This is a genomic window from Streptomyces sp. NPDC085596 (assembly GCF_044541565.1).
Taxonomy (GTDB): Bacteria; Actinomycetota; Actinomycetes; order Streptomycetales; family Streptomycetaceae; genus Streptomyces.
The window spans coordinates 1-23798 of the sequence record NZ_JBITTC010000013.1; the positions used below are offsets into that span (position 1 = coordinate 1).

Annotated in this window: 20 protein-coding genes; 7 read left to right on the plus strand and 13 right to left on the minus strand. The window is 73.3% G+C overall.

All coding sequences use genetic code 11. The features are described 5' to 3' along the window. Positions 1 to 318: 318 nt before the first annotated feature. The gene (locus ACIGA3_RS29385; RefSeq protein ID WP_399721375.1) at positions 319 to 1326 is read right to left on the minus strand and encodes a stage II sporulation protein M; all 1008 of its coding nucleotides are present in this window, start codon (positions 1324 to 1326) and stop codon (positions 319 to 321) included. A gap of 157 nt (positions 1327 to 1483) precedes the next feature. On the opposite strand from ACIGA3_RS29385, the gene ACIGA3_RS29390 reads away from it, so the two are divergent. After that, on the plus strand, positions 1484 to 2374 hold the full coding sequence (locus tag ACIGA3_RS29390) for an RDD family protein (RefSeq protein ID WP_399721376.1): 891 nt from the start codon (positions 1484 to 1486) through the stop codon (positions 2372 to 2374). Here ACIGA3_RS29390 and ACIGA3_RS29395 read toward each other — a convergent pair. The 8 genes from ACIGA3_RS29395 to ACIGA3_RS29430 form a co-directional block, all read right to left on the minus strand. Beyond that, positions 2371 to 2997, minus strand: coding sequence for a hypothetical protein (locus tag ACIGA3_RS29395; RefSeq protein WP_399721378.1), 627 nt, complete (start codon positions 2995 to 2997; stop codon positions 2371 to 2373). The two genes, ACIGA3_RS29390 and ACIGA3_RS29395, sit on opposite strands and share 4 nt — an antisense overlap. 120 nt (positions 2998 to 3117) lie before the next feature. Further along, entirely contained in the window at positions 3118 to 4575 is a 1458-nt protein-coding gene (ahcY, locus tag ACIGA3_RS29400; protein ID WP_399721379.1) for an adenosylhomocysteinase, read from the minus strand. Between the two features lie 371 nt (positions 4576 to 4946). Beyond that, positions 4947 to 5927 (minus strand): cation diffusion facilitator family transporter, encoded by a 981-nt coding sequence (locus tag ACIGA3_RS29405; RefSeq protein WP_399721381.1) that lies wholly within the window; start codon positions 5925 to 5927, stop codon positions 4947 to 4949. A 139-nt stretch (positions 5928 to 6066) separates the two neighbouring features. Next, a complete protein-coding gene (gene manA / locus ACIGA3_RS29410; protein ID WP_399721383.1) occupies positions 6067 to 7215 on the minus strand; it encodes a mannose-6-phosphate isomerase, class I in 1149 nt (382 codons plus the stop codon). A gap of 53 nt (positions 7216 to 7268) precedes the next feature. Beyond that, positions 7269 to 8396, minus strand: a complete 1128-nt coding sequence (locus ACIGA3_RS29415) for an SIS domain-containing protein (protein WP_399721385.1) — start codon at positions 8394 to 8396, stop codon at positions 7269 to 7271. 67 nt (positions 8397 to 8463) lie between these two features. Next, on the minus strand, positions 8464 to 8634 hold the full coding sequence (locus ACIGA3_RS29420; RefSeq protein WP_149548927.1) for a Trm112 family protein: 171 nt from the start codon (positions 8632 to 8634) through the stop codon (positions 8464 to 8466). Between the two features lie 134 nt (positions 8635 to 8768). Further along, entirely contained in the window at positions 8769 to 10136 is a 1368-nt protein-coding gene (locus ACIGA3_RS29425; protein ID WP_399721514.1) for a phosphomannomutase/phosphoglucomutase, read from the minus strand. A 66-nt stretch (positions 10137 to 10202) separates the two neighbouring features. Further along, a complete protein-coding gene (locus ACIGA3_RS29430) occupies positions 10203 to 10625 on the minus strand; it encodes a DUF3499 domain-containing protein (RefSeq protein ID WP_399721387.1) in 423 nt (140 codons plus the stop codon). A 322-nt stretch (positions 10626 to 10947) separates the two neighbouring features. Here ACIGA3_RS29430 and ACIGA3_RS29435 point away from each other — a divergent pair, with 322 nt between their 5' ends. Further along, complete coding sequence (locus ACIGA3_RS29435) at positions 10948 to 11400, plus strand: metallopeptidase family protein (protein WP_399721516.1); 453 nt, start codon at positions 10948 to 10950, stop codon at positions 11398 to 11400. A 39-nt stretch (positions 11401 to 11439) separates the two neighbouring features. Here the strand turns inward: ACIGA3_RS29435 and ACIGA3_RS29440 are convergent, their stop codons facing one another. From ACIGA3_RS29440 to ACIGA3_RS29450, 3 genes are all read right to left on the minus strand, one after another. Beyond that, positions 11440 to 12927 (minus strand): DUF5719 family protein, encoded by a 1488-nt coding sequence (locus ACIGA3_RS29440; protein ID WP_399721389.1) that lies wholly within the window; start codon positions 12925 to 12927, stop codon positions 11440 to 11442. Then, entirely contained in the window at positions 12924 to 16586 is a 3663-nt protein-coding gene (locus ACIGA3_RS29445; protein WP_399721390.1) for a glycosyltransferase, read from the minus strand. The genes ACIGA3_RS29440 and ACIGA3_RS29445 overlap by 4 nt, the downstream gene beginning before the upstream one ends. Before the next feature lie 214 nt (positions 16587 to 16800). After that, on the minus strand, positions 16801 to 17064 hold the full coding sequence (locus ACIGA3_RS29450) for a WhiB family transcriptional regulator (RefSeq protein ID WP_030377564.1): 264 nt from the start codon (positions 17062 to 17064) through the stop codon (positions 16801 to 16803). A gap of 597 nt (positions 17065 to 17661) precedes the next feature. Between ACIGA3_RS29450 and ACIGA3_RS29455 the strand changes: the two genes are divergently transcribed. The 4 genes from ACIGA3_RS29455 to ACIGA3_RS29470 all read left to right on the plus strand — a co-directional run bounded on the left by ACIGA3_RS29455 (position 17662) and on the right by ACIGA3_RS29470 (position 21612). Then, on the plus strand, positions 17662 to 18204 hold the full coding sequence (locus ACIGA3_RS29455) for a cysteine dioxygenase (protein WP_399721392.1): 543 nt from the start codon (positions 17662 to 17664) through the stop codon (positions 18202 to 18204). 45 nt (positions 18205 to 18249) lie between these two features. After that, on the plus strand, positions 18250 to 19209 hold the full coding sequence (cofD, locus tag ACIGA3_RS29460; RefSeq protein WP_399721394.1) for a 2-phospho-L-lactate transferase: 960 nt from the start codon (positions 18250 to 18252) through the stop codon (positions 19207 to 19209). Beyond that, positions 19206 to 20507: a coenzyme F420-0:L-glutamate ligase gene (locus ACIGA3_RS29465; RefSeq protein WP_399721396.1), complete on the plus strand. Its 1302-nt coding sequence runs from the start codon at positions 19206 to 19208 to the stop codon at positions 20505 to 20507. Before cofD ends, ACIGA3_RS29465 begins: the two co-directional genes overlap by 4 nt. Positions 20508 to 20586: 79 nt before the next feature. Then, complete coding sequence (locus ACIGA3_RS29470) at positions 20587 to 21612, plus strand: DNA-3-methyladenine glycosylase family protein (protein WP_399721397.1); 1026 nt, start codon at positions 20587 to 20589, stop codon at positions 21610 to 21612. A gap of 6 nt (positions 21613 to 21618) precedes the next feature. Here the strand turns inward: ACIGA3_RS29470 and ACIGA3_RS29475 are convergent, their stop codons facing one another. After that, positions 21619 to 22701 (minus strand): sugar phosphate nucleotidyltransferase, encoded by a 1083-nt coding sequence (locus tag ACIGA3_RS29475; protein WP_399721399.1) that lies wholly within the window; start codon positions 22699 to 22701, stop codon positions 21619 to 21621. A gap of 257 nt (positions 22702 to 22958) precedes the next feature. Here ACIGA3_RS29475 and ACIGA3_RS29480 point away from each other — a divergent pair, with 257 nt between their 5' ends. After that, complete coding sequence (locus tag ACIGA3_RS29480; RefSeq protein WP_399721400.1) at positions 22959 to 23714, plus strand: TIGR03089 family protein; 756 nt, start codon at positions 22959 to 22961, stop codon at positions 23712 to 23714. Positions 23715 to 23798 lie beyond the last annotated feature (84 nt).

Consider the following 23798-nt stretch of genomic DNA (forward strand, 5'->3'; position numbering starts at 1 on the left):
CGTTTTCCGATCCGATTTCCTCGGTGCTTTCCAGGTTCTCACTTCGGCGTTTCCGCTTCCGTGTTTCCCTTTCCGGCGGTTCCGACTCTATCAGAAGTTTTTGGCCGGTCTTGCCGGCGCTTATTTCTGAGTAATCGGAGAGTGCTTCTCGGGACTCGCATTCAGCGATTCCTTTGTGAAGCGAGATAAAGCTTAACGGTTAACCTTGAACTTGTCCAGCTCCAGGCAACTGTTCAACTCTACCTCCCCGTTCCACCCGTGTCAACGGGTTTTTTGGGGCGATGAGGAGACTAGCAGCTCAGAGGGCCTCTACGCACATCAGGCGGCGGTGGGGACGGACGAGCTGCGTTCGGCCTCCTGAAGGTCGCCGGTCTCCCCCTCGCGCACCGCGCGACCGCCGAGGACATAGACGTAGGCGAGGAATGCCAGCTCGGCCAGGACTCCGATGGTGATGCGGGCCCAGGTGGGCAGGCCGGACGGGGTCACGAAGCCTTCGATGGCGCCGGAGACGAACAGCACCAGAGCCAGGCCGATGGCCATGCCCAGCGCGGCCCGGCCTTCTTCCGCGAGCGCGGTGCGGCGGGTACGCGGGCCGGGGTCGATCACGGTCCAGCCGAGGCGCAGCCCCGTGCCGGCGGCCACGAAGACCGCGGTGAGTTCGAGCAGGCCGTGCGGGAGGACCAGGCCGAGGAAGGTGTCGAGGCGCCCTGCAGAGGACATCAGGCCGAGGCCGATGCCCAGGTTCAGCATGTTCTCGAAGAGGATCCAGAGGACCAGGACCCCCAGAAAGACGCCCAGGACCAGGCAGAGCGCGGCCGCGCGGGCGTTGTTCGTCCATACCTGTGCCGCGAAGGACGCGGCGGGGTGGCTGGAGTAGTAGGTCTCGTACTCGCCACCGGGACGGGTCAGCTCGCGGAGGTGGTCGGGGGCGGCGATCGACGCCCGCACTTCGGGATGGGTACCGATCCACCAGCCCAGGAGGATCGCCACGGCCGTGGAGACGAGCGCGGTGGGCACCCACCAGTGGCGGGCGCGGTAGACCGCGGCGGGGAAGCTCCAGCCCAGGAAGCGGGTCACGTCGCGCCAGGAAGCGCGGCGGGTTCCGGTGACGGCGCTGCGGGCGCGGGCCACGAGCCGACTGAGCCGACCGGTGAGCTGGGGGTCCGGGGCGCTGGAGCGGATGAGGGAGAGGTGGGTGGCGGTGCGCTGGTAGAGGGTGACGAGTTCGTCGGCCTCCGCGCCCGTGAGGCGGCGCCGGCGGCGGATCAGGGCGTCGAGGCGGTCCCACTCGGCCCGGTGTGCGGCGACGAAGACGTCCAGGTCCATCGGGTCTGCCTGCTCCTCGGCTCGTCGTGGCCTGCCGCCGCGGGACAACGGGACGCGGGGCAACGGGACGCTGTCAGCTTGTCGTACCGCGACGCGATGCGCCCTCAGCTTGGCAGACTTGCGTCACAAGGGGTGGGCGAGGGGAAGGACGACAGGCGTGAGTGAGCTGGTGACCGGTGAGGCGGTGGCGCTGGAGCTGCGGCCCGCCAAGCTGCCGAGCAGGGCGTTGGCCGTGCTGATCGATCTGATCGTGGCCGTGCTGGTCTATGTCGCGGTGGTGTTGGGGCTCGCGGCGGCCACCTCGTCGCTGGACGATGCCGCGCAGGCCGCGCTGTCGGTGGCGGTCTTCCTGCTGGTGCTGGTCGGAGGGCCGATCGCGGTGGAGACTCTGAGCCATGGCCGGTCGCTGGGGAAGCTGGCGTTCGGGCTGCGGGTGGTGCGCGACGACGGCGGTCCGGTCCGGTTCCGGCACGCGCTGGTGCGCGGCGGTGTCGGGATGGTCGAGATCCTGATGACGTTCGGGGTGGTGGCGTGCATCGCCTCGCTGATCTCGGCGCGGGGGCGGCGGCTCGGGGACGTGTTCGCGGGGACGCTGGTGGTGCGGGAGCGGATTCCGGTGGGGCGGGCCGGTGGGGCGCCGCCTTTGCCGCCAGGGCTGGCGGGGCGGTTCGGGGAGCTGGATCTGTCGGCGGTGCCGGACGGGCTCTGGCTCGCCGTGCGGCAGTACCTGTCGCGGATGCACCAGCTCCAGCCGCAGATCTCCTGGTCCATGGCCTCGCGGCTGGCGGCCGATGTCGCCGCTCGGACGGGGGCCGCCGTGCCGCCCGACCTCCAGGCGCAGCCCGCCGCCTTTCTGGCGGCCGTGGTGCATGAGCGGCAGGCCCGGCAGGCGCAGCGGCCCCAGTACGGGGCCGGCGGTGCGGGGTCGGGCTCGGTCGCGGTGCCTCCCGTGCCGGCCCCGGCCGTCGAGTCGGTGGGCGAGCAGGCGCCGGGTCGTGCGGAGGGTGGGTCCGGCTCCCGGCCGACGGGCTTCGCGCCGCCCGCCTAGCCGGCCGGCCGGTCGAACGTCGACGGCGGGGTCTGGAGGTCCTCCAGCTCGATTCCGGGGGCCGAGAGGACCACGTCCCCGGCGATGTGCACGGCGTGCCTTTCCCCGGTGTCCAGGGCTGTGACCTGGTATTCGTCCACGAGCAGGGGGCCGTTGTCAGTGGCGTGTGTTTCTCTGTCGATCAGTGCCCAGGACTGGTCCACGGTGCGGGGGGCGAGGACCGGGTCGGTGAGGGCGACGAGGCGTACGCGGGTCGCGGCGGAGGAGGGGGTGAGGCGCAGGAGACGTGCGGTGGCGACAAGGAACGCCGGGGAGGTGCCGGTGAAGGCGTGGGCGGGCACATTGCCTTCCGTGGCCTCGGTCCCGGTGGGGTCGGTACGGACCCAGGTGACGCCGTCGAGGGCGGCGCCGCGCACCTGCCAGCCGCCTGCGTGGAGTTCGAGGCGGAGGGGGCGGCCGAGGTCGTCCAGGGCGAGGTCGACGGAGCCCAGGTGCGCTCCCTCGGGAGTGGTCAGCTGGGAGACGTAGCGCCAGCCGGAAGGGCCGGGGGCGCACTGGAAGTGTTCTTCGGCGAGAGGGGTGTGATCGTGCGGATCGTGGAGCGAATATCGGCCGCGCGGCATGGGAGGTCCTGGGTTCTGACGGGCTGACGGTCCGGTCCGGGGCCGCTGGTCCGGCGCAAAGAGGCAGGCCCCCGGCACGGGGGTGCGGGGGCCTGCCTGGGCGAAGCGGGGATCAGCGGCTCAGTAGCGGTAGTGGTCCGACTTGAAGGGACCCTCGACCTCGACGCCGATGTACGCGGCCTGCTCCGGGCGCAGCTGGGTGAGCTTGACGCCGAGCGAGTCCAGGTGGAGGCGCGCGACCTTCTCGTCCAGGTGCTTGGGGAGCACGTAGACACCGGTCGGGTACTCGTCGGGCTTGGTGAACAGCTCGATCTGGGCCAGGGTCTGGTCCGCGAAGGAGTTGGACATCACGAACGACGGGTGGCCGGTGGCGTTGCCCAGGTTCAGCAGGCGGCCCTCGGACAGGACGATGATCACCTTGCCGTCGGGGAACTTCCAGGTGTGGACCTGGGGCTTGACCTCGTCCTTGACGATGCCGGGGATCTTGGCGAGACCGGCCATGTCGATCTCGTTGTCGAAGTGGCCGATGTTCCCGACGATGGCCTGGTGCTTCATCTTGGCCATGTCGGTGGCCATGATGATGTCCTTGTTGCCGGTCGTGGTGACGAAGATGTCGGCCTTGTCGACGACCTCGTCCAGCGTCGTGACCTGGTAGCCGTCCATGGCCGCCTGGAGCGCGCAGATCGGGTCGACCTCGGTGACGATCACGCGGGCGCCCTGGCCGCGCAGGGACTCGGCGCAGCCCTTGCCGACGTCGCCGTAGCCGCAGACGACGGCGGTCTTGCCGCCGATGAGGACGTCGGTGGCGCGGTTGATGCCGTCGATCAGGGAGTGGCGGCAGCCGTACTTGTTGTCGAACTTCGACTTGGTGACGGCGTCGTTCACGTTGATCGCCGGGAAGAGCAGGACGCCGTCGCGCTGCATCTCGTACAGGCGGTGGACGCCGGTGGTGGTCTCCTCGGTGACACCGCGGATCTCGGAGGCCAGCTGGGTCCACTTCTGGGAGCCGTCGCTGATGGTGCGGTTGAGCAGTTCGAGGATGACGCGGTGCTCGTCGGACTCGGCGGTGTCGGGCGAGGGGACCTTGCCGTCCTTCTCGTACTCGACGCCCTTGTGGACGAGGAGGGTGGCGTCGCCGCCGTCGTCCAGGATCATGTTCGGGCCGCCGGTGGGGCTGTTCGGCCAGGTCAGGGCCTGCTCGGTGCACCACCAGTACTCGTCCAGGGTCTCGCCCTTCCAGGCGAAGACGGGGACGCCCTGCGGGTTGTCCGGCGTGCCGTTCGGGCCGACGGCGATGGCGGCGGCCGCGTGGTCCTGGGTGGAGAAGATGTTGCAGGAGGCCCAGCGGACGTCGGCGCCGAGGGCGACGAGGGTCTCGATGAGCACGGCGGTCTGCACGGTCATGTGCAGGGAGCCGGTGACGCGGGCGCCGGCCAGGGGCTGCGCCTCGGCGTACTCCTTGCGGATCGACATCAGGCCGGGCATCTCGTGCTCGGCGAGGGTGATCTCCTTGCGGCCGAACTCGGCCAGGGAGAGGTCGGCGACCTTGAAGTCCTGTCGGTTGTCGACAGTGGTCATGGCGGGCTGCTCCTCGGGATCGGGGCGAGGTGGGTACGGCTGGTCTGCGCGGCGACGGACACCGGGGTGTCCCGAGAAGAGGACACAGGCATGCCCGCGTGCGCGCAGCGCAGTCCGTCGGAGGCCCTCTCTCCCTCGGCCGGTCCGCTACGGGACCGCCCGACCGCCATCAGCAGCGACGTCTGGCTCCGTCCCAAGCTACACCGGAGGGCGGGGCGTGCCCCAGTCCGCGTTCGGACACCGCGTGCCGTCGGGGTGACGGATGTGGCGCGAACGGGTGGGTGGCGGCCGGTGCCCGGATGTGCCGAGGCCCCCGGCGCGGCCGGTGGGAACCGGGGTGCGGCGGGGGCCTCGGCGCTGGGGCCGGGGGCTCAGTGGTCGGTCGGCTGCGGGTTCGGGCCGCCCGGGGTGGCCAGCGGGTCGGGGCCCTTGGCGGCCTCGGCGGCGCTGTAGATGTCCGGCTCCAGGTAGATGACGCGGGCGATCGGGACGGCCTCGCGGATGCGGGCCTCGGCGGCGTTGATCGCGTGGGCGACCTCGGCGGCGGTGTCGTCGTGCTGGACGGCGATCTTGGCGGCGACGAGGAGTTCCTCGGGGCCGAGGTGGAGGGTGCGCATGTGGATGACGCCGGTGACGGTGTCGCCGTCGACGATGGCGGCCTCGATCTTCTTGACGTCCTCCAGGCCCGCGGCCTCGCCGAGCAGGAGGGACTTGGTCTCGGCGGCCAGGACGAGGGCGATCAGGACGAGCAGGACACCGATGCAGACGGTGCCGATGCCGTCCCAGACGCCGTTGCCGGTGAGCAGGGCGATGCCGACGCCGCCGAGCGCGAGGACCAGACCGATGAGCGCGCCGAAGTCCTCGAGCAGGACGACCGGCAGCTCGGGCGCCTTGGCGCGGCGGATGAACTGGGCCCAGGAGAGCTTGCCGCGCAGCTCGTTGGACTCCTTGATGGCCGTACGGAAGGAGAAGCCCTCCGCGATGATGGCGAAGACGAGGACGCCCACCGGCCAGTACCAGTGCTCCACCGGGTGGGGGTGGCTGATCTTCTCGTAGCCCTCGTAGATGGCGAACATGCCGCCGACGGAGAAGAGGACGATGGAGACGAGGAAGGCGTAGATGTACCGCTCGCGGCCGTAGCCGAAGGGGTGCTGGGGGGTGGCCTCGCGCTGGGCCTTCTTGCCGCCGATGAGCAGCAGGAACTGGTTGCCGGAGTCGGCGACCGAGTGGACGCCCTCGGCGAGCATCGACGAGGAGCCGCTGAACGCGAACGCCACGAACTTCGCTGCGGCGATCGCCAGATTGGCGCCGAGTGCCGCCATGATCGCTTTGGTACCGCCTGACGCGCTCATGTGTCCGCGTGTCCCTTCGCCCTCTGCACCCTCGTACGGCCGAACTCTTCGGGAGGGTTCCGTCTTTGCCCGTGCTTTGCCGGTGGGCCATTGTTGCAGTCCCACCGGCATGCGGCGCGTCAGGTATCCACAGGGGCGGTCATACGATCACAGTGGCGCGGAAAAGTGTGCCCTCGCCGGACGCCTCGGTCTTCTCGCCCGCCGGGACGAAGACGGACCGGCCGGACAGCAGTCCGTGCTCGCCGACGCGGACGGAACCGGCCGTGCACAGCAGGATCTGCGGGGTCGGCAGGGTCAGGTCGCGGGCCGTCCCGCCGGGCAGGACGTACCGGGAGAGCCGGAACTCGTCGATGGGGGTCTCGTAGACCTCCTCGCCGTCCGGGGACGCCTCGGGGCGCAGTACGCCGGGGTCGCTCGCCTCGAAGCGCACCACGCGCAGGAGTTCGGGGACGTCGACGTGCTTGGGGGTCAGACCGCAGCGCAGGACGTTGTCGGAGTTGGCCATGATCTCGACGCCGAGGCCGCTGAGGTAGGCGTGCGGGATGCCGGCGCCGAGGAACAGGGCCTCGCCGGGCTGCAGCCGGACGTGGTTGAGCAGCATGGCCGCGATCACGCCGGGGTCGCCCGGATAGTGGTGGGCCATGTCGGCGTAGGGGGTGTACGGGCCGCCGAGGCGGGCGCAGGCGGCGGTGGCGCCGGTGACCGTGTCGGCCATGTCCTCGGGGTCCGCGGTGAGGATCGCGGTGAGGACCTCGCGCAGGGCGGCGTCCTCGGGGTGGGCGCGCAGCAGGTCGACGTAGGGCTTGAGGGAGTCCACGCCGAGGCCGTCGAGCAGGTCTGCCGCCTCGGCGGGGGCGCGGAAGCCGCACAGGCCGTCGAACTCGGTGAGGGCGCAGATGAGTTCGGGCTTGTGGTTGGCGTCCTTGTAGTTGCGGTCCGGGGCGTCCACGGGGATGCCACGGCGCTCCTCCTCGGCGTAGCCCTCCTGGGCCTGGGCCAGGTCGGGGTGGACCTGGAGGGAGAGGGGGGCGCCCGCGGCGAGGATCTTGAGCAGGAAGGGCAGGCGGGGGCCGAACTTCGCCACCGCGGCGGCGCCGAGTTCGCGCTCCGGGTCGGCGTCGATGACCTCGACGAGCGTGCCGCGCCGGGTGTGCGAGGGGGCTCCGGGGTGCGCGCCCATCCACATCTCGGCCTGCGGTTCGCCGGTGGGCTCGGTGCCGAGGAGCCCCGGGATGGCGGTGGTCGAGCCCCAGGCGTAGGGGCGGACGGTGTTGTCGAGGCGGTCCATGTGTCTTCTCTGTCTTAAGTACGTGCGCTACCGGGCGGGTGCCTGGGGTCAGCTCAGGCGCCGGCGGCGAGCGCCAGGTAAACGGCGGCGAAATCGGTGACGGCGATCAGGTCGGCGAGGGTCTCCAGTTCGCTGCCCTCCTCCGGTTCGAGTTCGCTGATCGGTGTGTCGTGGCCGAGGGCCAGGTCACGGGCGGCGGGGGCGGCGCTGAGGCCGCCGAGGGGGCGGTCCCGGAGCAGCACCACGCGCGCGTGCATCGCGGGTGCCTCATCGACGCGGTCGCGGAAGAAATCGTCCGGGTCGGCGCGGGCGGCCAGGGGGCCGGAGAGGAGGGCCTGGTGCGCGGCGAGCGCCTCGGGGAGTTCGGCCACCAGGGCGGGGCGGCCCGCGAGTTCGGCCAGGGCGGCGGCGAAGCGGCGGCCCGCCGGGCCCGCGGAGGTGCCCTCCGTCCAGATGACGGGGAGGGCGTCGGCGAGTTCCGCGGCGAGGGTCTTGGCCGCGTTGCCGTACGTGGCGATGGCGGGGCCGCAGCGCTCGGCGACATGGTCGAGGCGGTCGGCGACCTTCTCCAGCGCGTCGGGGCCGGCGCTGAGCAGGCCGACGCGGTCCAGGAGGGCCAGCAGCGGGGTGAGCAGGGCCCAGAAGACGCCGGAGGAGGACGCGGCGAGCGGCTCGTCCTGGTCGTACGGGGCGGTCGCCATCGGGACGAACAGGCCGTGCGCGCCCGCGACCGCCTCGGCGAGGGGGGTGCCGGCGGGGGCGACGGCCACCACGGAGCAGCCCCGTCGGTACGCCTGTTCGGCGAGGAGGCCGAGGCTCGGTTCGGTGCCGTCGGGGGTGGCGATCAGCAGCAGGTCCATGGAGCCCGCCCAGCCGGGCAGTTCCCAGCGCAGGGCGCCGGGGGCGGGGGCGACTCCGGCCGCTTCGAGGCGGATCACCGGGCTGCCGGGGCCGGCCAGGGTGCCGAGGAGGTCGGCGGTGTGGGTGGCGGCGGCGCCGGGGCCCGCGATCAGTACGGCGCGGGGGCGGCCGTCGGGCTGGAGCGCGCCGACTCCGGCCTCGGTGGCGTGCCGGGCCGCGGTACGGACCCTCGCGCCCGCCTCGGCCGCGCCGCGCAGCAGACCTCGGCGGTCGGCCTCGGCGAGGCCCTCCGGGGTGTCCAGGAGCGATTCGTCGAGCATGTGCGGGGGCCTCCGATCGCCGGGGTCCTGCTGCGCGGGCGCGCGATGTCTTTCGGCGGGCGGTGCCTTACGCGGGGCGGCGGGCCTCGTCGACCAGGAGGACCGGGATGCCGTCACGGACGGGGTACGCCAGGCCGCAGTCCTGACCGGTGCAGATCAGCTCCGCGTCCTGCTCCTTGAGGGGGGAGTGGCAGGCCGGGCAGGCCAGGATCTCCAGGAGACCGGCTTCGAGCGGCATGGGGTGTCCCTTCGGGCGGAAACGGGGTCTACGGATGTGCTGGTCAGCGTACCGCGAGTCGCTCCGCGGGTTCGGCGGGTGTTTCCCACCCGCCCGCCTGTCTCGGTTGGCTGGATGACGGCGTCTTGCACCCGCTACGCGCGGATGAACGCCAGGGCCTCGTCCCTGATCTTCCTCATCGTCGCCTCGTCCTTGGCCTCGGCGTTCAGACGGAGCAGCGGCTCCGTGTTGGAGGGGCGGACGTTGAACCACCAGGTGGGGGTGGAGACGGTGAGGCCGTCGAGGTCGTCCAGGACTGCCTCGGGCAGAGCTTCGTACGCCGTGCGGAGGGCCGCCAGGCGGGACTTCTGGTCGGTGACCGTGGAGTTGATCTCGCCGGAGCCCGCGTAGCGGTCGTACTCGGCGAAAAGGGTGGAGAGGGGGGCGGCCTGGGTGCCCAGGGCGGCCAGGACGTGGAGGGCGGCCAGCATGCCGGTGTCCGCGTTCCAGAAGTCCTTGAAGTAGTAGTGGGCGGAGTGTTCGCCGCCGAAGATCGCGCCGGAGCGGGCCATCTCGGCCTTGATGAAGGAGTGGCCGACGCGGGTGCGGACCGGGGTGCCGCCGTGCTCGCGGACCACCTCGGCGACCGTGCGGGAGGTGATCAGATTGTGGATGACCATGCCGGTACCGCCGTTGCGCGCGAGTTCGCGGGCGGCGACCAGGGCGGTGACGGCGGACGGGGAGACCGGGTCGCCGTTCTCGTCCACGACGAAGCAGCGGTCGGCGTCGCCGTCGAAGGCGAGGCCGAGGTCGGCGCCCTCCTGCACGACCCGCTTGCGCAGGTCCACGATGTTGGCCGGGTCCAGCGGGTTGGCCTCGTGGTTGGGGAAGGTGCCGTCCAGCTCGAAGTACATCGGGACGACGGTCAGCGGCAGCCCGGCGAGGACGGTCGGGACGGTGTGGCCGCCCATGCCGTTGCCCGCGTCGACGACGACCTTCAGCGGGCGGACGGCGGTCAGGTCGACCAGGGAGCGCAGATACGCGGCGTAGTCCTGAAGGGTGTCGCGCGCGGTGAGGGTGCCCGGTTCGGCGGCCGGGGCCGGGGCGCCCGACTCCAGCCAGCGCTCGGTCAGTTCACGGATCTCGGCGAGCCCGGTGTCCTGGCCGACCGGGGCGGCGCCCGCGCGGCACATCTTGATGCCGTTGTACTGGGCCGGGTTGTGCGAGGCGGTGAACATCGCGCCGGGCAGGTCCAGCGCGCCCGAGGCGTAGTACAGCTGGTCGGTGGAGCACAGGCCGATCTCGGTGACGTCCACGCCCCGGTTCAGCGCGCCGCGGGCGAAGGCGCGGGACAGGCCGGGCGAGGAGGGGCGCATGTCGTGGCCGACGACGATCGCGGTCGCGTCCGTCACCTCGGCGAAGGCGGCGCCGAAGAGTTCGGCCAGTGCCTCGTCCCACTGGTCCGGGACCACTCCGCGCACGTCGTACGCCTTCACGATCTGCGACAGATCAGCCACGGCCAGCCCTCCTGAAAGTCCATTGGGGCCCCAAAACTACCCGTTGGGGCCATCAGGTGCGGGGAGGGTGGCTCAGTTGTCGGGCGAGCGCAGGACGCGCAGGTGGCCCCGGCGGGCGACTTCCATGGGATCGGCGGTGCGTGCGCCGCCGCCGGTTCCGGCCGCGCGCTCCTGCGGACGGGCCGCCTCGCGGACCGCGTTGGCCAGTGCCTCCAGGTCGTCGCCGCTGGGGCGGGCCGGGGCGGAGCTGTCGAGCAGCCGGACGACTTCCCAGCCGCGCGGGGCGGTGAGGCGCTCGGAGTGCTCGGCGCACAGGTCGTAGCAGTGGGGTTCGGCGTAGGTGGCGAGGGGGCCGAGAACCGCGGTCGAGTCGGCGTAGACGTACGTCAGCGTCGCGACGGCGGGTCGGCCGCAGGCGGTGCGCGAACAGCGACGTACAAGGCTCACGATGTTGGACGGTACCGCACTCTTGAGCGGGCCGCGACGACTCTCCACCAGGTCACTTTCCCGTGTCGCGCCCTTCGGCGGCCCGGCCGCCCCTTCACGGGAGTCCCGCCGAGCGGGCCGTACCGGGGTGCATCAGGTGATGATCCGGTACAAAGCTCTTCCCTCGGGCCAGGTTCGACGTCCCCGCGCGGACCGGGCGGTGGCCGGAACGGTCGTGCGATGGCGAGAAGACGACTACGCGAACACCGGGAGAAAAGTGCGCGAAGAGTCCGGGGAGGCGGTGCGGAGGGACGGGCACACGGGCGGGGCCCGGGCGGCTGCCGCGTGGAACCGGGCGTGCGGGGCGGGCGGGGACTACGCTTCTGCGGTGATGGACAACCCTGTACCGCCCCGTGCCGCAGGTCCCCGACCCCGACGCCGTGATCGTCACGGGCGGGGTATGCGAGGCCCCATCGCACCACCCCAGGTGCCGCTGGCGGCGAGCCGCGCCGAGGTGTTCGCGGATCTCGTGCGCGACTCCGTGGAACGGCTGGAGCGGCGCTGGGAGCAGCTGGCCGAGGTGGAGTTCGTGGTGCTGGAGGTGCCCCGGCTGGAGGGCACCGGCGAGGAGCCGTGGAGCGACGAGGGCGTGCCGCTGGGCGGGATCATCCCCGCGCGGGACGGGCAGCGGGCGCGGGTCGTGGTGTACCGGCGGCCGATCGAGATCCGCACCAAGGGCCGCGACGAACGCGCTGAGCTGGTGCACGAGGTGGTCGTGGAGCAGGTCGCCGAGCTGCTGGGGCTGACCCCGGAGACGGTGGACCCCCGGTACGGCGAGGAGTAGCGGGCGGCCGTCCCACGGGGCGGCCGCCCGTCGCGCGCGTTACCGCTGGAGCACCGACAGGTCCTGTTCCGCCCGTGGCACCGCGACCAGGCCGCGGTCGCTCGGGAGGGTCTGGATCGTGAAGCCGGAGACACCGTCGGTGGCGCCCGTGAGGGTGCGGGCGGCGTAGACCGGGCCGCCGGAGACGGGTTCCACGGTCAGCGCGTACGTGCCCTTGCCGGCCGCGGGGGCGCTGATGTCCTGGCTGGTGCCGGACTTGATCGTGTACGTCTTCGTCGCGGGGCTGCCGCCCTCGCTGCCCGCCGAGGCGGTGACCTTGACGGTGGCGTTCCCGGTGGGCGCGGTCAGGGACAGGATCGAGCCCTTGGCGCTGTTGTCGGCGGCAGTGGCGCGGCGGCCGACGGGGGCGGTGGCGGGGATGTACGCCGTCTCCTGCCGGGCTCCCTTGCCGCGCACCACGCGCAGGGCCGCGACCACGGGGACCGCGTCGTCGGTGGGGGTGAGGAGCAGCGAGCCCGGCTCGCCCCGGGTGACGGGGCCGAGGTCGACGGCGGTGGTCATGCCCGCCTTGACGTGCACGGTCTCGTTGCCGGCCGGGGTGATCGAGCCGTCCGGGGAGGCCAGGCGGACCTTGAGGTCGGCGTCGTCGTCGCCGGGGGTGAAGGCGACCAGGCGGACGTCGGTGGCGTCCTTGGGGATGCCGGGCAGGACCAGGCTGCCCGCCGGGTCGGCCGACGCGGGCAGCCAGTCGCCGCCGCCCGCGTCGTCCTGGGCCTGCACAGTGGCTGCGACCCGGCCGCTGCGCACGCCGACGTGCACGGTCAGGTCGGTCTGGGGGTCGTCGGTGAGCGTGGAGAGCAGCACCGGCTCGCTGGAGTGCGGGGGCACGGTGATGCCGTCGGCCACCGCGGACTTCAGGGGGCCGCCCTTGCCGTACAGCTTGATGTCGACGACGGCGGCCGCGTCGTCGGGATTGGTGAGGTGGACGTAGTCGGTGCGGCCCTCGGCGGTGCTGGCTCCGGGGAACCAGAAGTCGGTGTCGGCGGGGGTGCAGGTGACGCCCTGGAGGCCGCGTCCGGTGCCCGCGGCGATCCGGGTGGTCTCCTGGACGGTCCAGCCGGGCGCGTACTTGCCGTCGGCGGTGCCGATCAGCGCGGGCGCGTCACTGCCGGAGGTGTCGCCCACGGCCGGGCTGCCCGGCGGCTTGGGGGTGAGTACCGGCTTGTCCTTCTTGCCGCCGCCCTTGGCCCCCTTGCCGTCCGGCGACTGCTCGGCGGCCGCTTCCAGCGCGGCCTGACCACCGCTGCCGGCGCCCTGGGTGACGGGCGTGAACGAGGTGTACGCGGTGTCGGCGATGTCGGAGAAGCTCGGCGCCGGGCACAGCAGTCCGGTGCGCTCCACGGGCCGTTCGGTGGCGTTGCCGGCCGCGCCGGCGCCGGTGGCGGCGGGCGGGTCGAACGCGGCGAACCCGGTGACGGCGGCCAGGGCGACGGTGCAGGCGATCAGGGACAGGGTGGTGCGGTTCACTGCTGGCTCCCGTCGTGGCGCTCACTGCCGTCGCCGTAGGGCGGCTGCTGGGCGGGGTCGTAGCCCTGCGGGTGGGCCGCCGGGTCGTACGGCTGCTCCTGCTGGACCCCGTACCCGTAGGGGTCGTAAGGGGGCTGGCCGTAAGGGTCGGGGTGGTACGCGCCCTGGTCGTACCCGGTGTTCTGGTACGGGGCCTGGTAGGGGTCGGCGGGGTAGGCCGCGTACTCGGGGTCGGCGTAGGTGTTGGTGCCGGTGTCCCAGTCGGCGTAGGGCTGCTGATGCGGGATGACCGGCTGCTCCTGCTGTCCGTACGGCGGGACTTCGGGGTCGGCGTACTCCTCCGCCCGTTCCCCGGCGGCCTCTTCGGTCTCCTCGGCCTCGGCCTGTTCCTCGGCCTGGGCGCGCAGACGGCGGGCGCGGCGGCCGTCGCCCTCCATGTCCTGGGCGGGGATCGGCTGCTCCTCGGGGAGGTCGTCGTCGATGTCGCGGCGGCGGCCGGGCAGGGCGAGGACGACGAGGAGGACGGCGAGCGCGCCCTGGGCCCACAGCCAGACGGTGTGGGCGAACGGGGCGTCATAGGTGACGTCCAGCTTGCCGCCGCCGGAGGGGAGTTCGAAGCCCTGGGCCCAGCCGTCGACGGTCTTGGGGGTGAGGGGCTTGCCGTCCAGGGTGGCGGTCCAGCCGTCGGAGACGGCGTCGGCCAGGCGCAGCACGCGGCCGCCCGAGCCGGCGGGGACGGTGGTGTGGATCTCCACCGGGCCCGCGGCGACGGCCTGCGGGGTGCCGGAGCCGCCCGCGCCGATCAGGGTGGCGCGGGCGACCTGCCGGTCGACGCGCCACAGGGCGTTGCCGTTCTGCTGGCTGAGGCGGCTCAGGCCGGGCGTGGCGTCCAGGACGCGGGTGATCTGGCGGGGGGTGCCCTGGTGGACGAGGACGTAGCGGACGGCGAAGCCGCCGAGCTGGCCGGTCTGGTCGGCGCCGGAGCCGGCGACCAGGTTGGCGACGACCTTGTCCAGGCCGGTGTTCGACCCGTCGGCCGCGGCGATCTCGCCGTCGCCCATGCGGGCGCCTGCGCCCCGGACCAGGGTGTAGCGCACCCGGGCGGCGGAGTCGCTGTCGAGGACGAGGGTGCGGGCCTGGTCGCGGGTGCCGGCGTCCTCGGCGACGAACGCGGGCACCTGGGCGGGGTCGCGGCGCTCCAGGGGGCCGTCGGCGCCCCGGATCATCCAGCCCGCGGCGGCGACCAGCGGGCCGGCGGCGCAGGCCAGCGCGATCAGGGCGGCGACCGGCTGGCGCCAGCCGAAGCTCTGCTCGGCCACCCGCGCGCGTGCCCCGTCCGCGCCGAGCGCGGCGGCGGCGAGCAGGGCGATGCCGTAGACCAGGGTGGCCGGTCCGGCCCAGGCGGAACGGTTGGCCAGCACCGCGAGGAGCAGCCCGGTCAGCGCGACGGCCCAGGCGGTGCGGATGCCCAACTGGCGCTCGGAGCGCAGCAGTGCGGCGAGCGCGGCCAGGACGATGCCGATGAGCAGCGGGCCGGACAGGGTGCCGGGGCCGCCGGGGCTGGTGCCGAGCAGGTCGGAGGCGGAGGCGGCCGAGGCGCCGTAGTCCAGTCCGGCCTCGGTGAAGAAGCCGGTCGGGAGCAGGGTCAGCGACCAGGGCGCGAGGACCAGCAGCGGGGTGCCGAGCTGGGCGAGGAAGCGCAGGAGATGGGCGACCGGGTCGGAGCGGCGCAGGACGAGCACGCCGATGCCGAGGACCAGCGCGGCTGGCCAGACGACGGGCGTGAACGCGGTGGTGATGGTCAGCAGCAGCGCGTACGCCCAGGTGGCGCGCCAACTGCCGCGCGTGCCGGAGCGGCCTGCGAGGCCGGCGGCGGCGACGCCCGCGCGGGCAATGAGCGGGAGCAGCACGGCGAGTACGGCGGTGCCGATGCGGCCCTGGGCCAGTGCGCCGGTGGTGGCGGGCAGGAAGGCGTAGGCGATGGCCACCCAGGCGCGCAGCAGCCGGGAGCTGACGAGGGGCCGGGAGGCGAAGTAGGCGGTGAAGCCCGCGAGCGGCACCGAGCAGACCAGCAGCACGGTGACGGCGAGTCCGGTGGAGCCGAGGAAGAGCGAGGCGAGTGTCGCCACCAGGGCGAGGTAGGGCGGCGCGGAGGTGGTGCTTCCGGCGCCGACGGGCTGCCAGGCGTCGGCGAAGCGGGCCCACAGGTCGGTGGCGCCGGGCGGGACGGGCAACAGCGCGCCGCCCGCGAGGGCGCCGCCGCCCAGCAGGGCGCGGCAGGCGGCCAGGGAGATCAGCAGCAGGGCGAGGAAGAGCACCGGGCCGGGTTTGCGGGCGATGCGCTTGAGCCGGGCGAACTGCTCGATCTCCAGGAAGTCGGCGTCGTCGCCGCCGGGTCCGGACTCGACGGCGCTGCCGTGGCGGCCGGCGGAGGTGTCGATGTCGGAGCTGGTGGAGTAGTTGGCGGCGATCTGCTCGGCCGTGGCGCGGATGGTGGCGCCGGGCGGCGGGAACAGTTGCCGCAGTTCGTCCTTGTCGAGCTGGGAGGGGCCCCGGCTGCGGCGGGCGGCGAGGATGCGCTCGGGGCGCAGCAGGACGCCGAGCAGGCCGCGGATCTCGTCGAGGGCCTGGCCGGGCACCTTGCCGACGAGGTAGGCGAGGGTGCGCAGGAGGGTGCCGAGGACCAGCCGGAGCAGCACCCAGGGCAGCGCGGCCGTGCGGGTGTTGGCGAGCAGGGTGTGGACGGCGCCCGCCTTGTCGACCTTGTGCGGGGAGGCGGTGGTGCGGCCCGCGCAGTCGACGGTGCGGCGCTCGCGGGAGGCGGCCTCCGCGTGCCGGACGACCGCGTCGGGGGCGATGAGGACGCGGTAGCCCTCGCTGTGGGCGCGCCAGCACAGGTCGACGTCGTCGCGCATCAGGGGCAGTCGGCGGTCGAATCCGCCGAGCCGCTCGAAGACGTCGCGGCGGACCAGCATGCCCGCGGTGGAGACGGAGAGCACGGTGCGGACGTGGTCGTGCTGGCCCTGGTCCTGCTCGCGGCGGTCCAGACCGGTCCAGCGGCGGCCGGAGTTGGCGATGGAGACGCCGACCTCCAGCAGTTGCCTGCGGTCGTACCAGCCGCGGAGCTTGGGGCCGACCACGGCCACGTCGTCCCGGCCGAGTTCGATCTCGGTCTCGACGACCCTCAGCAGCTGGGCGAGGGCGTCGGGTTCGGGGGCGCAGTCGTCGTGCAGCAGCCAGAGCCACTGGACGGGCTCGCCGTACGGCAGTTCGGGCAGGTCGTAGGCGTCGTCGCGCCAGGTGCGCGTGGCGGGGTCCCAGCTGTTCGGACGCCTGAGGTAGGGCAGGTCGTCCGGGGTGAGGACGGGTGCGAGGCGGGTGGCCTCGTCGACGGCCTGGCCGAAGCCGGTGCGCCGGGCCAGGTGGACGACGGCCTCGTCCCCCAGGGTCTCGGTGACCAGTTGGGCGGAGTCGTCCGCGCTGCCGGTGTCGGCCGCCACCGCGTACTGCACGGGGCGCTCCTGACTCAGCAGCCCGGCGAGCGCGTCGGGCAGCCAGCGGGCGCCGTCATGGGTGACGAGGACGGCCGTCACCACATGGCGCGGGAACTCAGGCGTGGCAGCGTCGTGTTGGGCTGCCGTATGGCTGTGCACGGACATCGAGGTACGGGCCCCGGTTCGATGGACTGCGGTGGACGCCTGTGCCCGTCAAGGACAGCGGGGCGTCTCGGACGAGCGCCCACACTATCGGTCGGTCATGACGACGGCCCGCCGCCTGTGGACAACCCACGTGCGACGGGCCGTTCGCACCGTATGTGCGTGTACCCGGTGGCCGTTCGCCGGCCCGGTGGCCGGCAGACGGCGGGGACGCCGGTCAGACGGCGGCCTTCTTCAGCCGGCGGCGCTCCCGCTCGGACAGGCCGCCCCAGATGCCGAAGCGCTCGTCGTTGGCGAGGGCGTACTCGAGGCACTCCGAGCGGACCTCGCACGCGAGGCAGACCTTCTTCGCCTCTCTCGTGGAGCCGCCCTTCTCGGGGAAGAAGGACTCGGGGTCGGTCTGGGCGCACAGCGCCCGCTCCTGCCAGCCGAGTTCCTCGTCCGCGTCGTCGACCAGCAGTTGCTCCACCAGCTCGGTCATGTGCGCCCCTCGTCCGTCTTTCGCGTCCCCGTGCCTGGCCGACCCGGCCGAACGACACGAGTGAAATTACAAGTGTGCTGCTCCGAGCGAGTCAAGCCGAGATCTGCTATTGAGCCCGTTATTCACTCTGCGGAACCAAGGACCTGCGTTTAGTGTTCAAATCGGGATAAACCTTGACGCAGGGCTGAGGGCACCGAGGGGCGCCGCCCGGATGTGCGCCATGTGTCCCGGGTACCGGGTGCACAAACCTTTCGCCTGACAGATGCACCGGATGAGGTGAAGCACGTCCCTCGAACCGGGCCCCGAGTTGACACCGCAGGTGTGAACCGCTGTCCTAGGGGGCATGCTCGCCGACTTCGCACCCATGACGACCCGCATCGCCGGGTCCACCGGTGCCCTCGGCGTGCGCCGTAGCTGTTGTTGCTGTCCCAGCTGTTGAGCCGACCGCGCTCCAGTTGACCTCGGGCCCATCCCGGCCCGGCGCGTCCCGCCGTTCCCGTACCCCGTTCCGGGACACCTCCCCGTACGCCCGTGATCCGGGCCGGGCCCAGCGACACTCAAAGCCACCGCCTCTGAGCCGAGGAACCCCACACCCCCATGAACAGCGACAACGACCTTCAGATCGCCGGTGACATCCTCGAAGTCCCCCACCTGCTGCAGCCGCCCCGCGAGCACCCGGTGACCGTCGCCGAGTTCGCCGGGCTGGCCCGTGCGGTCGCCGCCGACCGCGACCGGTGGGCACATCTGGTCCGCTACGACGCCACCACCCGCTGGTACCACCGGCTGCGCCAGGGCCCCGGCTACGAGGTGTGGCTGCTGTCCTGGGTGCCCGGCCAGGGCAGCGGACCGCACGACCACGGCCCCTCCTCCGGCATCCTCACCGTGCTGGAGGGCACCCTGACCGAGCGCACCGAGCGGGGCACCCGCACCCTCGCGGCCGGCGCCCAGCGGGTCTTCGCGCCCGGCTATGTCCACGACGTGGTCAACGACGCGCTGGAGCCCGCGGTCAGCCTGCACGTCTACTACCCGGGCCTCACCTCGATGCCGATGCTCCCCCAGTCTCAACTGCGTTCGACCGTGGGGACCCCCATCTCCCCGCACTGCGAGGCGCGTACGGAGCCGAGCCCGGCCACGGTGTGATCACCGGCCGCACCGGCTGTCAGCGGCTGCTGACACACTGATCCCATGCGCATTGTGGTTCTGGCAGGCGGCATCGGCGGTGCCCGGTTCCTGCGCGGTCTGAAGCAGGCCGCCCCGGACGCGGACATCACGGTCATCGGCAACACCGGCGACGACATCCATCTCTTCGGGCTGAAGGTCTGTCCGGACCTCGACACCGTGATGTACACGCTCGGCGGCGGCATCAACGAGGAGCAGGGCTGGGGGCGGGACGGGGAGACCTTCCACCTCAAGGAGGAACTCGCGGCCTACGGCGCCGGACCGGGCTGGTTCGGGCTCGGCGACCGGGACTTCGCCACCCACATCGTGCGGACCCAGATGCTGGGCGCCGGGTATCCGCTGAGCGCGGTCACCGAGGCACTGTGCGACCGCTGGAAGCCGGGCGTGAAGCTCATCCCGATGACCGACGACCGGGTGGAGACCCACGTGGCCGTCGACCTCGACGGCGAGCGCAAGGCGGTCCACTTCCAGGAGTACTGGGTGCGGCTGCGCGCCTCCGTGCCCGCCGAGGCGGTCGTGCCGGTCGGCGCCGAGCAGGCCAAGCCCGCGCCCGGTGTGCTGGAGGCCATCGCTCAGGCCGACGTCATCCTCTTCCCGCCGTCCAACCCGGTGGTGTCCGTGGGCACGATCCTCGCGGTGCCCGGCATCCGGGAGGCCATCGCCGAGGCCGGCGTCCCCGTTGTGGGGCTCTCCCCCATCGTCGGTGACGCGCCGGTGCGCGGGATGGCCGACAAGGTGCTCGCCGCCGTGGGTGTGGAGTCCACCGCCGCCGCCGTCGCCGCGCACTACGGCTCGGGGCTGCTGGACGGCTGGCTCGTCGACACCGTGGACGCCGGCGCGGTCGAGACGGTGGAGGCGGCCGGCATCCGCTGCCGTGCCGTCCCGCTGATGATGAGCGACCTGGACGCGACCGCCGCGATGGCGCGGGAGGCGCTGGAGCTGGCCGGGGAGGTGCGGACCGCGTGAGCGGTTACCGGGTCTGGGCGCCCTCCGGTCTGCCCGAGGTCGCGCCGGGCGACGACCTGGCCAAGCTGATCGCCGCGGCCGAGCCCGGCCTGGCCGACGGGGACGTGCTGCTCGTCACCTCCAAGATCGTGTCCAAGGCCGAGGGGCGGATCGTCCGGGCCGCCGACCGGGAGGCCGCGATCGACGCCGAGACCGTGCGCGTGGTGGCCCGGCGCGGTCCCCTGCGCATCGTGGAGAACCGGCAGGGCCTGGTCATGGCCGCCGCCGGGGTCGACGCGTCCAACACCGCCGAGGGCACCGTGCTGCTGCTGCCCGAGGACCCGGACGCCTCCGCGCGGGCGATCCGCGAGGGCCTGCGGGAGGCGCTCGGCGTCACCGTGGGCGTGATCGTCACCGACACCTTCGGCCGCCCCTGGCGCGCCGGGCTCACCGACGTGGCGATCGGCGCGGCCGGGGTGCGGGTCCTGGACGACCTGCGCGGCGGCACGGACGCGCACGGCAACCCGCTCTCCGCCACCGTCGTCGCCACCGCCGACGAACTCGCCTCGGCGGGCGACCTGATCAAGGGCAAGGCGGCGGGGCTGCCGGTGGCGGTCGTCCGCGGCCTGCCCCACGTGGTCACCGAGGCGGCGGAGCGGGGCGAGGGGGCGCGGGCGCTGGTGCGCTCCGCGCGGGACGACATGTTCCGGCTCGGCACCTCCGAGGCGGTACGGGAGGCGCTGAGCCTGCGCCGTACCGTGCGGGCCTTCACCGACGAGCCGGTCGATCCCGGCTCGGTGCGCCGCGCGGTGGCCGCCGCCGTGACCGCGCCCGCCCCGCACCACACCACGCCGTGGCGGTTCGTGCTGCTGGAGTCGGCCGAGTCGCGGCTCGGGCTGCTGGACGCGATGCGGGACGCCTGGATCGCCGACCTGCGCCGGGACGGCAAGAGCGAGGAGTCCATCGCCAAGCGGGTCCGGCGTGGCGAGGTGCTGCGGGGCGCCCCGTACCTGGCCGTGCCCTGCCTCGTCATGGACGGCTCGCACACCTACGGCGACGCGCGGCGGGACGCGGCCGAGCGGGAGATGTTCGTGGTCGCCACGGGCGCGGGCGTGCAGAACTTCCTGGTCGCGCTGGCCGGGGAGCGGCTGGGCTCGGCCTGGGTGTCCTCGACGATGTTCTGCCGTGACGTGGTCCGCGAGGTGCTGGACCTGCCCGCCCACTGGGACCCGATGGGCGCGGTGGCGATCGGTCACCCGGCCCAGGAACCTCCTGCCCGGCCGGCGCGGGAGGCCGGGGCGTTCATCGAGGTGCGCTGAAGGGTGCTGAAGGGCGGGGACGAAGGCCCTAGTCTCGTAGGGCACCCCCGACCCATCCGCACCCCTAGGACCTCACCCCGTGGCAGGACGTTTCGCCCCCAGGCCCACGTCGCGTACGACCGTACGCGGCGGGGAGGTCCCGGCGCCCGTGGTGTCCTCGGCGGTGCCCCGGCAGGCGACCGGGCCCCGGGTGCGGGCGTGGGTGCCGGAGGGCCCGCTGGACCTCGGCCTGGTGCTGGGGCCGCTGCGGCGCGGGGGCGGTGACCCGACGTTCCGCGCGACACGGGACGGCTCGGTGTGGCGGGCCACCCGCACGCCCGCCGGGCCGGGCACGCTGCGCGTGTACGCGTGCGGCGGCGAGGTGCGCGGTGAGGCGTGGGGGCCCGGCGCCGACTGGCTGCTGGAGGGGCTGCCGGAACTGCTGGGCGCCGCCGACGATCCTGAGGCGTTCGAGCCCCGGCACCGCCTGGTCGCCCTGGCCCGGCACCGGCGTCCCGGGCTGCGGCTGACCCGGACCGGGCTGGTGCTGGAGTCGCTGATCCCCTCGGTGCTGGAGCAGAAGGTCACCGCCGACGAGGCGTACCGGGCGTGGCGGCGGCTGGTGAGCTGGTTCGGGGAGCCCGCGCCGGGCCCGGCCGGTACGGGCGAGCGCCCGATGTGGGTGATGCCGGCGCCCCGGACCTGGGCGCTGATCCCGTCCTGGGAGTGGCACCGGGCGGGCGTGGACGACAAGCGTGCCGCGACGATCCTGCGCGCCGTCCGGCTGGCCGCGCGGCTGGAGCAGACGGCGGCGATGCCCCCGGCCGAGGCCCGGGCCCGGCTGGAGGTCGTCCCCGGTGTCGGCCCGTGGACCTCGGCCGAGGTGGTGCAGCGCAGCCATGGCGCGCCGGACGCGGTGACCACGGGCGATCTGCACCTGCCCCGCATCATCGGCTGGGCGCTGGCCGGGAACCGTGACGCGGACGACGCGGAGATGCTGCGCCTGCTGGAGCCGTACGCCCCCGGGGGCCAGCGGCACCGGGCCGCCCGCTACGTCCTGCTCAGTGGCAACACCCCGGCCCGCAGGCACCCCAAGATGCGGAAGACGGACATCGGCAGGTGGTGAGCGGGGCTACTGGTCGGAGGAGAACCTGACCGCCCCGGCCGGAATCCGCGCGTCGCACCACACCCGGACCCCGTCCCGCAGCTCGTTGTCGGCTCCGACCACCGCGCCGTCCCCGACGACCGCGCCGGTGAGGACGGACCGTTCGCCGACGCGGGCCCGGCTGCCGATGAGCGAGTCGGTGACGACCGCGCCGGGCTCGATGACCGCGCCGGGCAGGATCGTGGACCCGGACACCCGCGCCCCCTCGGCGACGAACGCGCCCTCGCCCACCACCGTGCCCCCGGTCAGCTTGGCGTCCGGCGCCACCCTGGCCGTGGGCAGGATCAGCCGGTCTCCGCGCCGGCCGGGCACCGCCGGGGAGGGCGCGCGGCCCATCACTAGGTCGGCCGAGCCCCGCACGAAGGCGGCCGGGGTGCCGAGGTCGAGCCAGTAGGTGGAGTCGACCATGCCCTGGAGGTGGGCCCCGGCGGCCAGCAGGCCGGGGAAGGTCTCGCGCTCCACGGAGACCGGGCGGCCGGCGGGGATGGTGTCGATGACGGAGCGGCGGAACACATAGGCGCCCGCGTTGATCTGGTCGGTGACGATCTCCTCGGGCGTCTGCGGCTTCTCCAGGAAGGCCAGTACGCGCCCGGTGTCGTCGGTGGGGACCAGCCCGTACGCGCGGGGGTCGGCCACCTTGGTCAGGTGCAGGGAGACATCGGCGCCGGTGGACTCGTGGGTGTCGACCAGGGCCCGGATGTCGAGGCCGGTGAGGATGTCGCCGTTGAAGATCAGGACGGGCTCGTCGGGACCGGAGCGCAGCCGTCCGGCCACGTTGCGGATGGCGCCGCCGGTGCCGAGGGGCTCCCTCTCGGTGACGTACTCCAGGTGCAGGCCGAGGGCGGAGCCGTCGCCGAAGTGGGGTTCGAAGACCTCGGCGAGATAGCTGGTGGCGAGGACGATGTGGTCGACGCCCGCCGCTCTCGCTCTCGCCAGCTGGTGCGTGAGGAACGGCACCCCGGCCGCCGGGACCATGGGCTTGGGCGTGTGCACCGTGAGCGGCCGCAGCCGTGTGCCCTTGCCGCCGACCAGGAGGATCGCTTCTGTCACCTGTCGTCTCCGCTTCCTGCCGGGACCGGCGGAACGTCTCGTTTCGGCCGGCCAGTGTATGCGTGCGGTGCGACGGCGCCCCCGATGGCCGCGCGGTGTCCCGGAGATCGGCGTGCGCCGTCCCCCGGCCGTACGCGTCCGCCCGGGCGGTGCCGCCCGACAGGAGGCTGCCACCGCCGGACGCCGCTCATGTGCGGGCCGGGGCACCCGTTGTGAGCGGCCGTCGGGCGCGGCTTCGCCCGCGTACCCTTGCGCGGGTGAACGCCACCGATCGCACCCCAGCCGACCTGCTGCGTTCCGCGCTCGCCGCGGACGCCGGACGCCCCCTGGTGACCTTCTACGACGACGCCACGGGCGAACGCGTGGAGTTGTCCGTCGCCACCTTCGCCAACTGGGTGGCCAAGACCGCCAATCTGCTCCAGGGCGAGCTGTCCGTGGCCCCCGGCGACCGGGTCGCGCTGCTGCTGCCCGCGCACTGGCAGACGGCCGTGTGGCTGCTGGCGTGCTCGTCGGTGGGCGCGGTGGCCGACGTGTCCGGGAACCCGGCCGCGGCGGACGTGGTGGTGAGCGGGCCGGACACCTTGGAGGAGGCGCGGGCCTGCCGTGGCGAGCGGGTCGCGCTGGCGCTGCGCCCGCTGGGCGGGCGGTTCCCGCAGACGCCGGAGGGGTTCATGGACTACGCCGCCGAGGTGCCGGGCCAGGGCGACCAGTTCGCCCCCTTCGAGCCCGTCGACCCGGAGGAGCCCGCGCTGATCGTGGCCGGGGCCGAGTTCAGCGCGGCCGAGGTGGTGGAGCGGGCGCTCGCCGACGCGCCCGCGCTGGACCTGACCGGGCCGGGCTCCCGGCTGCTGTCGGGGCTGCCGTACGACATCTGGGCCGGGCTGAGCGCGGGGCTGTACGCGCCGCTGGCGGCCGGGGGCTCCGTGGTGCTGTGCCGCAACCTCGACAAGCTGCCCGCCGACGCGCTGGCGCAGCGCATCGACACCGAGCGGGTGACGGCCTCCCGGCACTAGGGGGTACCCCCAGGCCACCCGTTAGGCCCAGCAAAGGGCGGCTCGGGGCCGTCCGCGCCGCCATGGTCGTAGGAGCAGGACCGT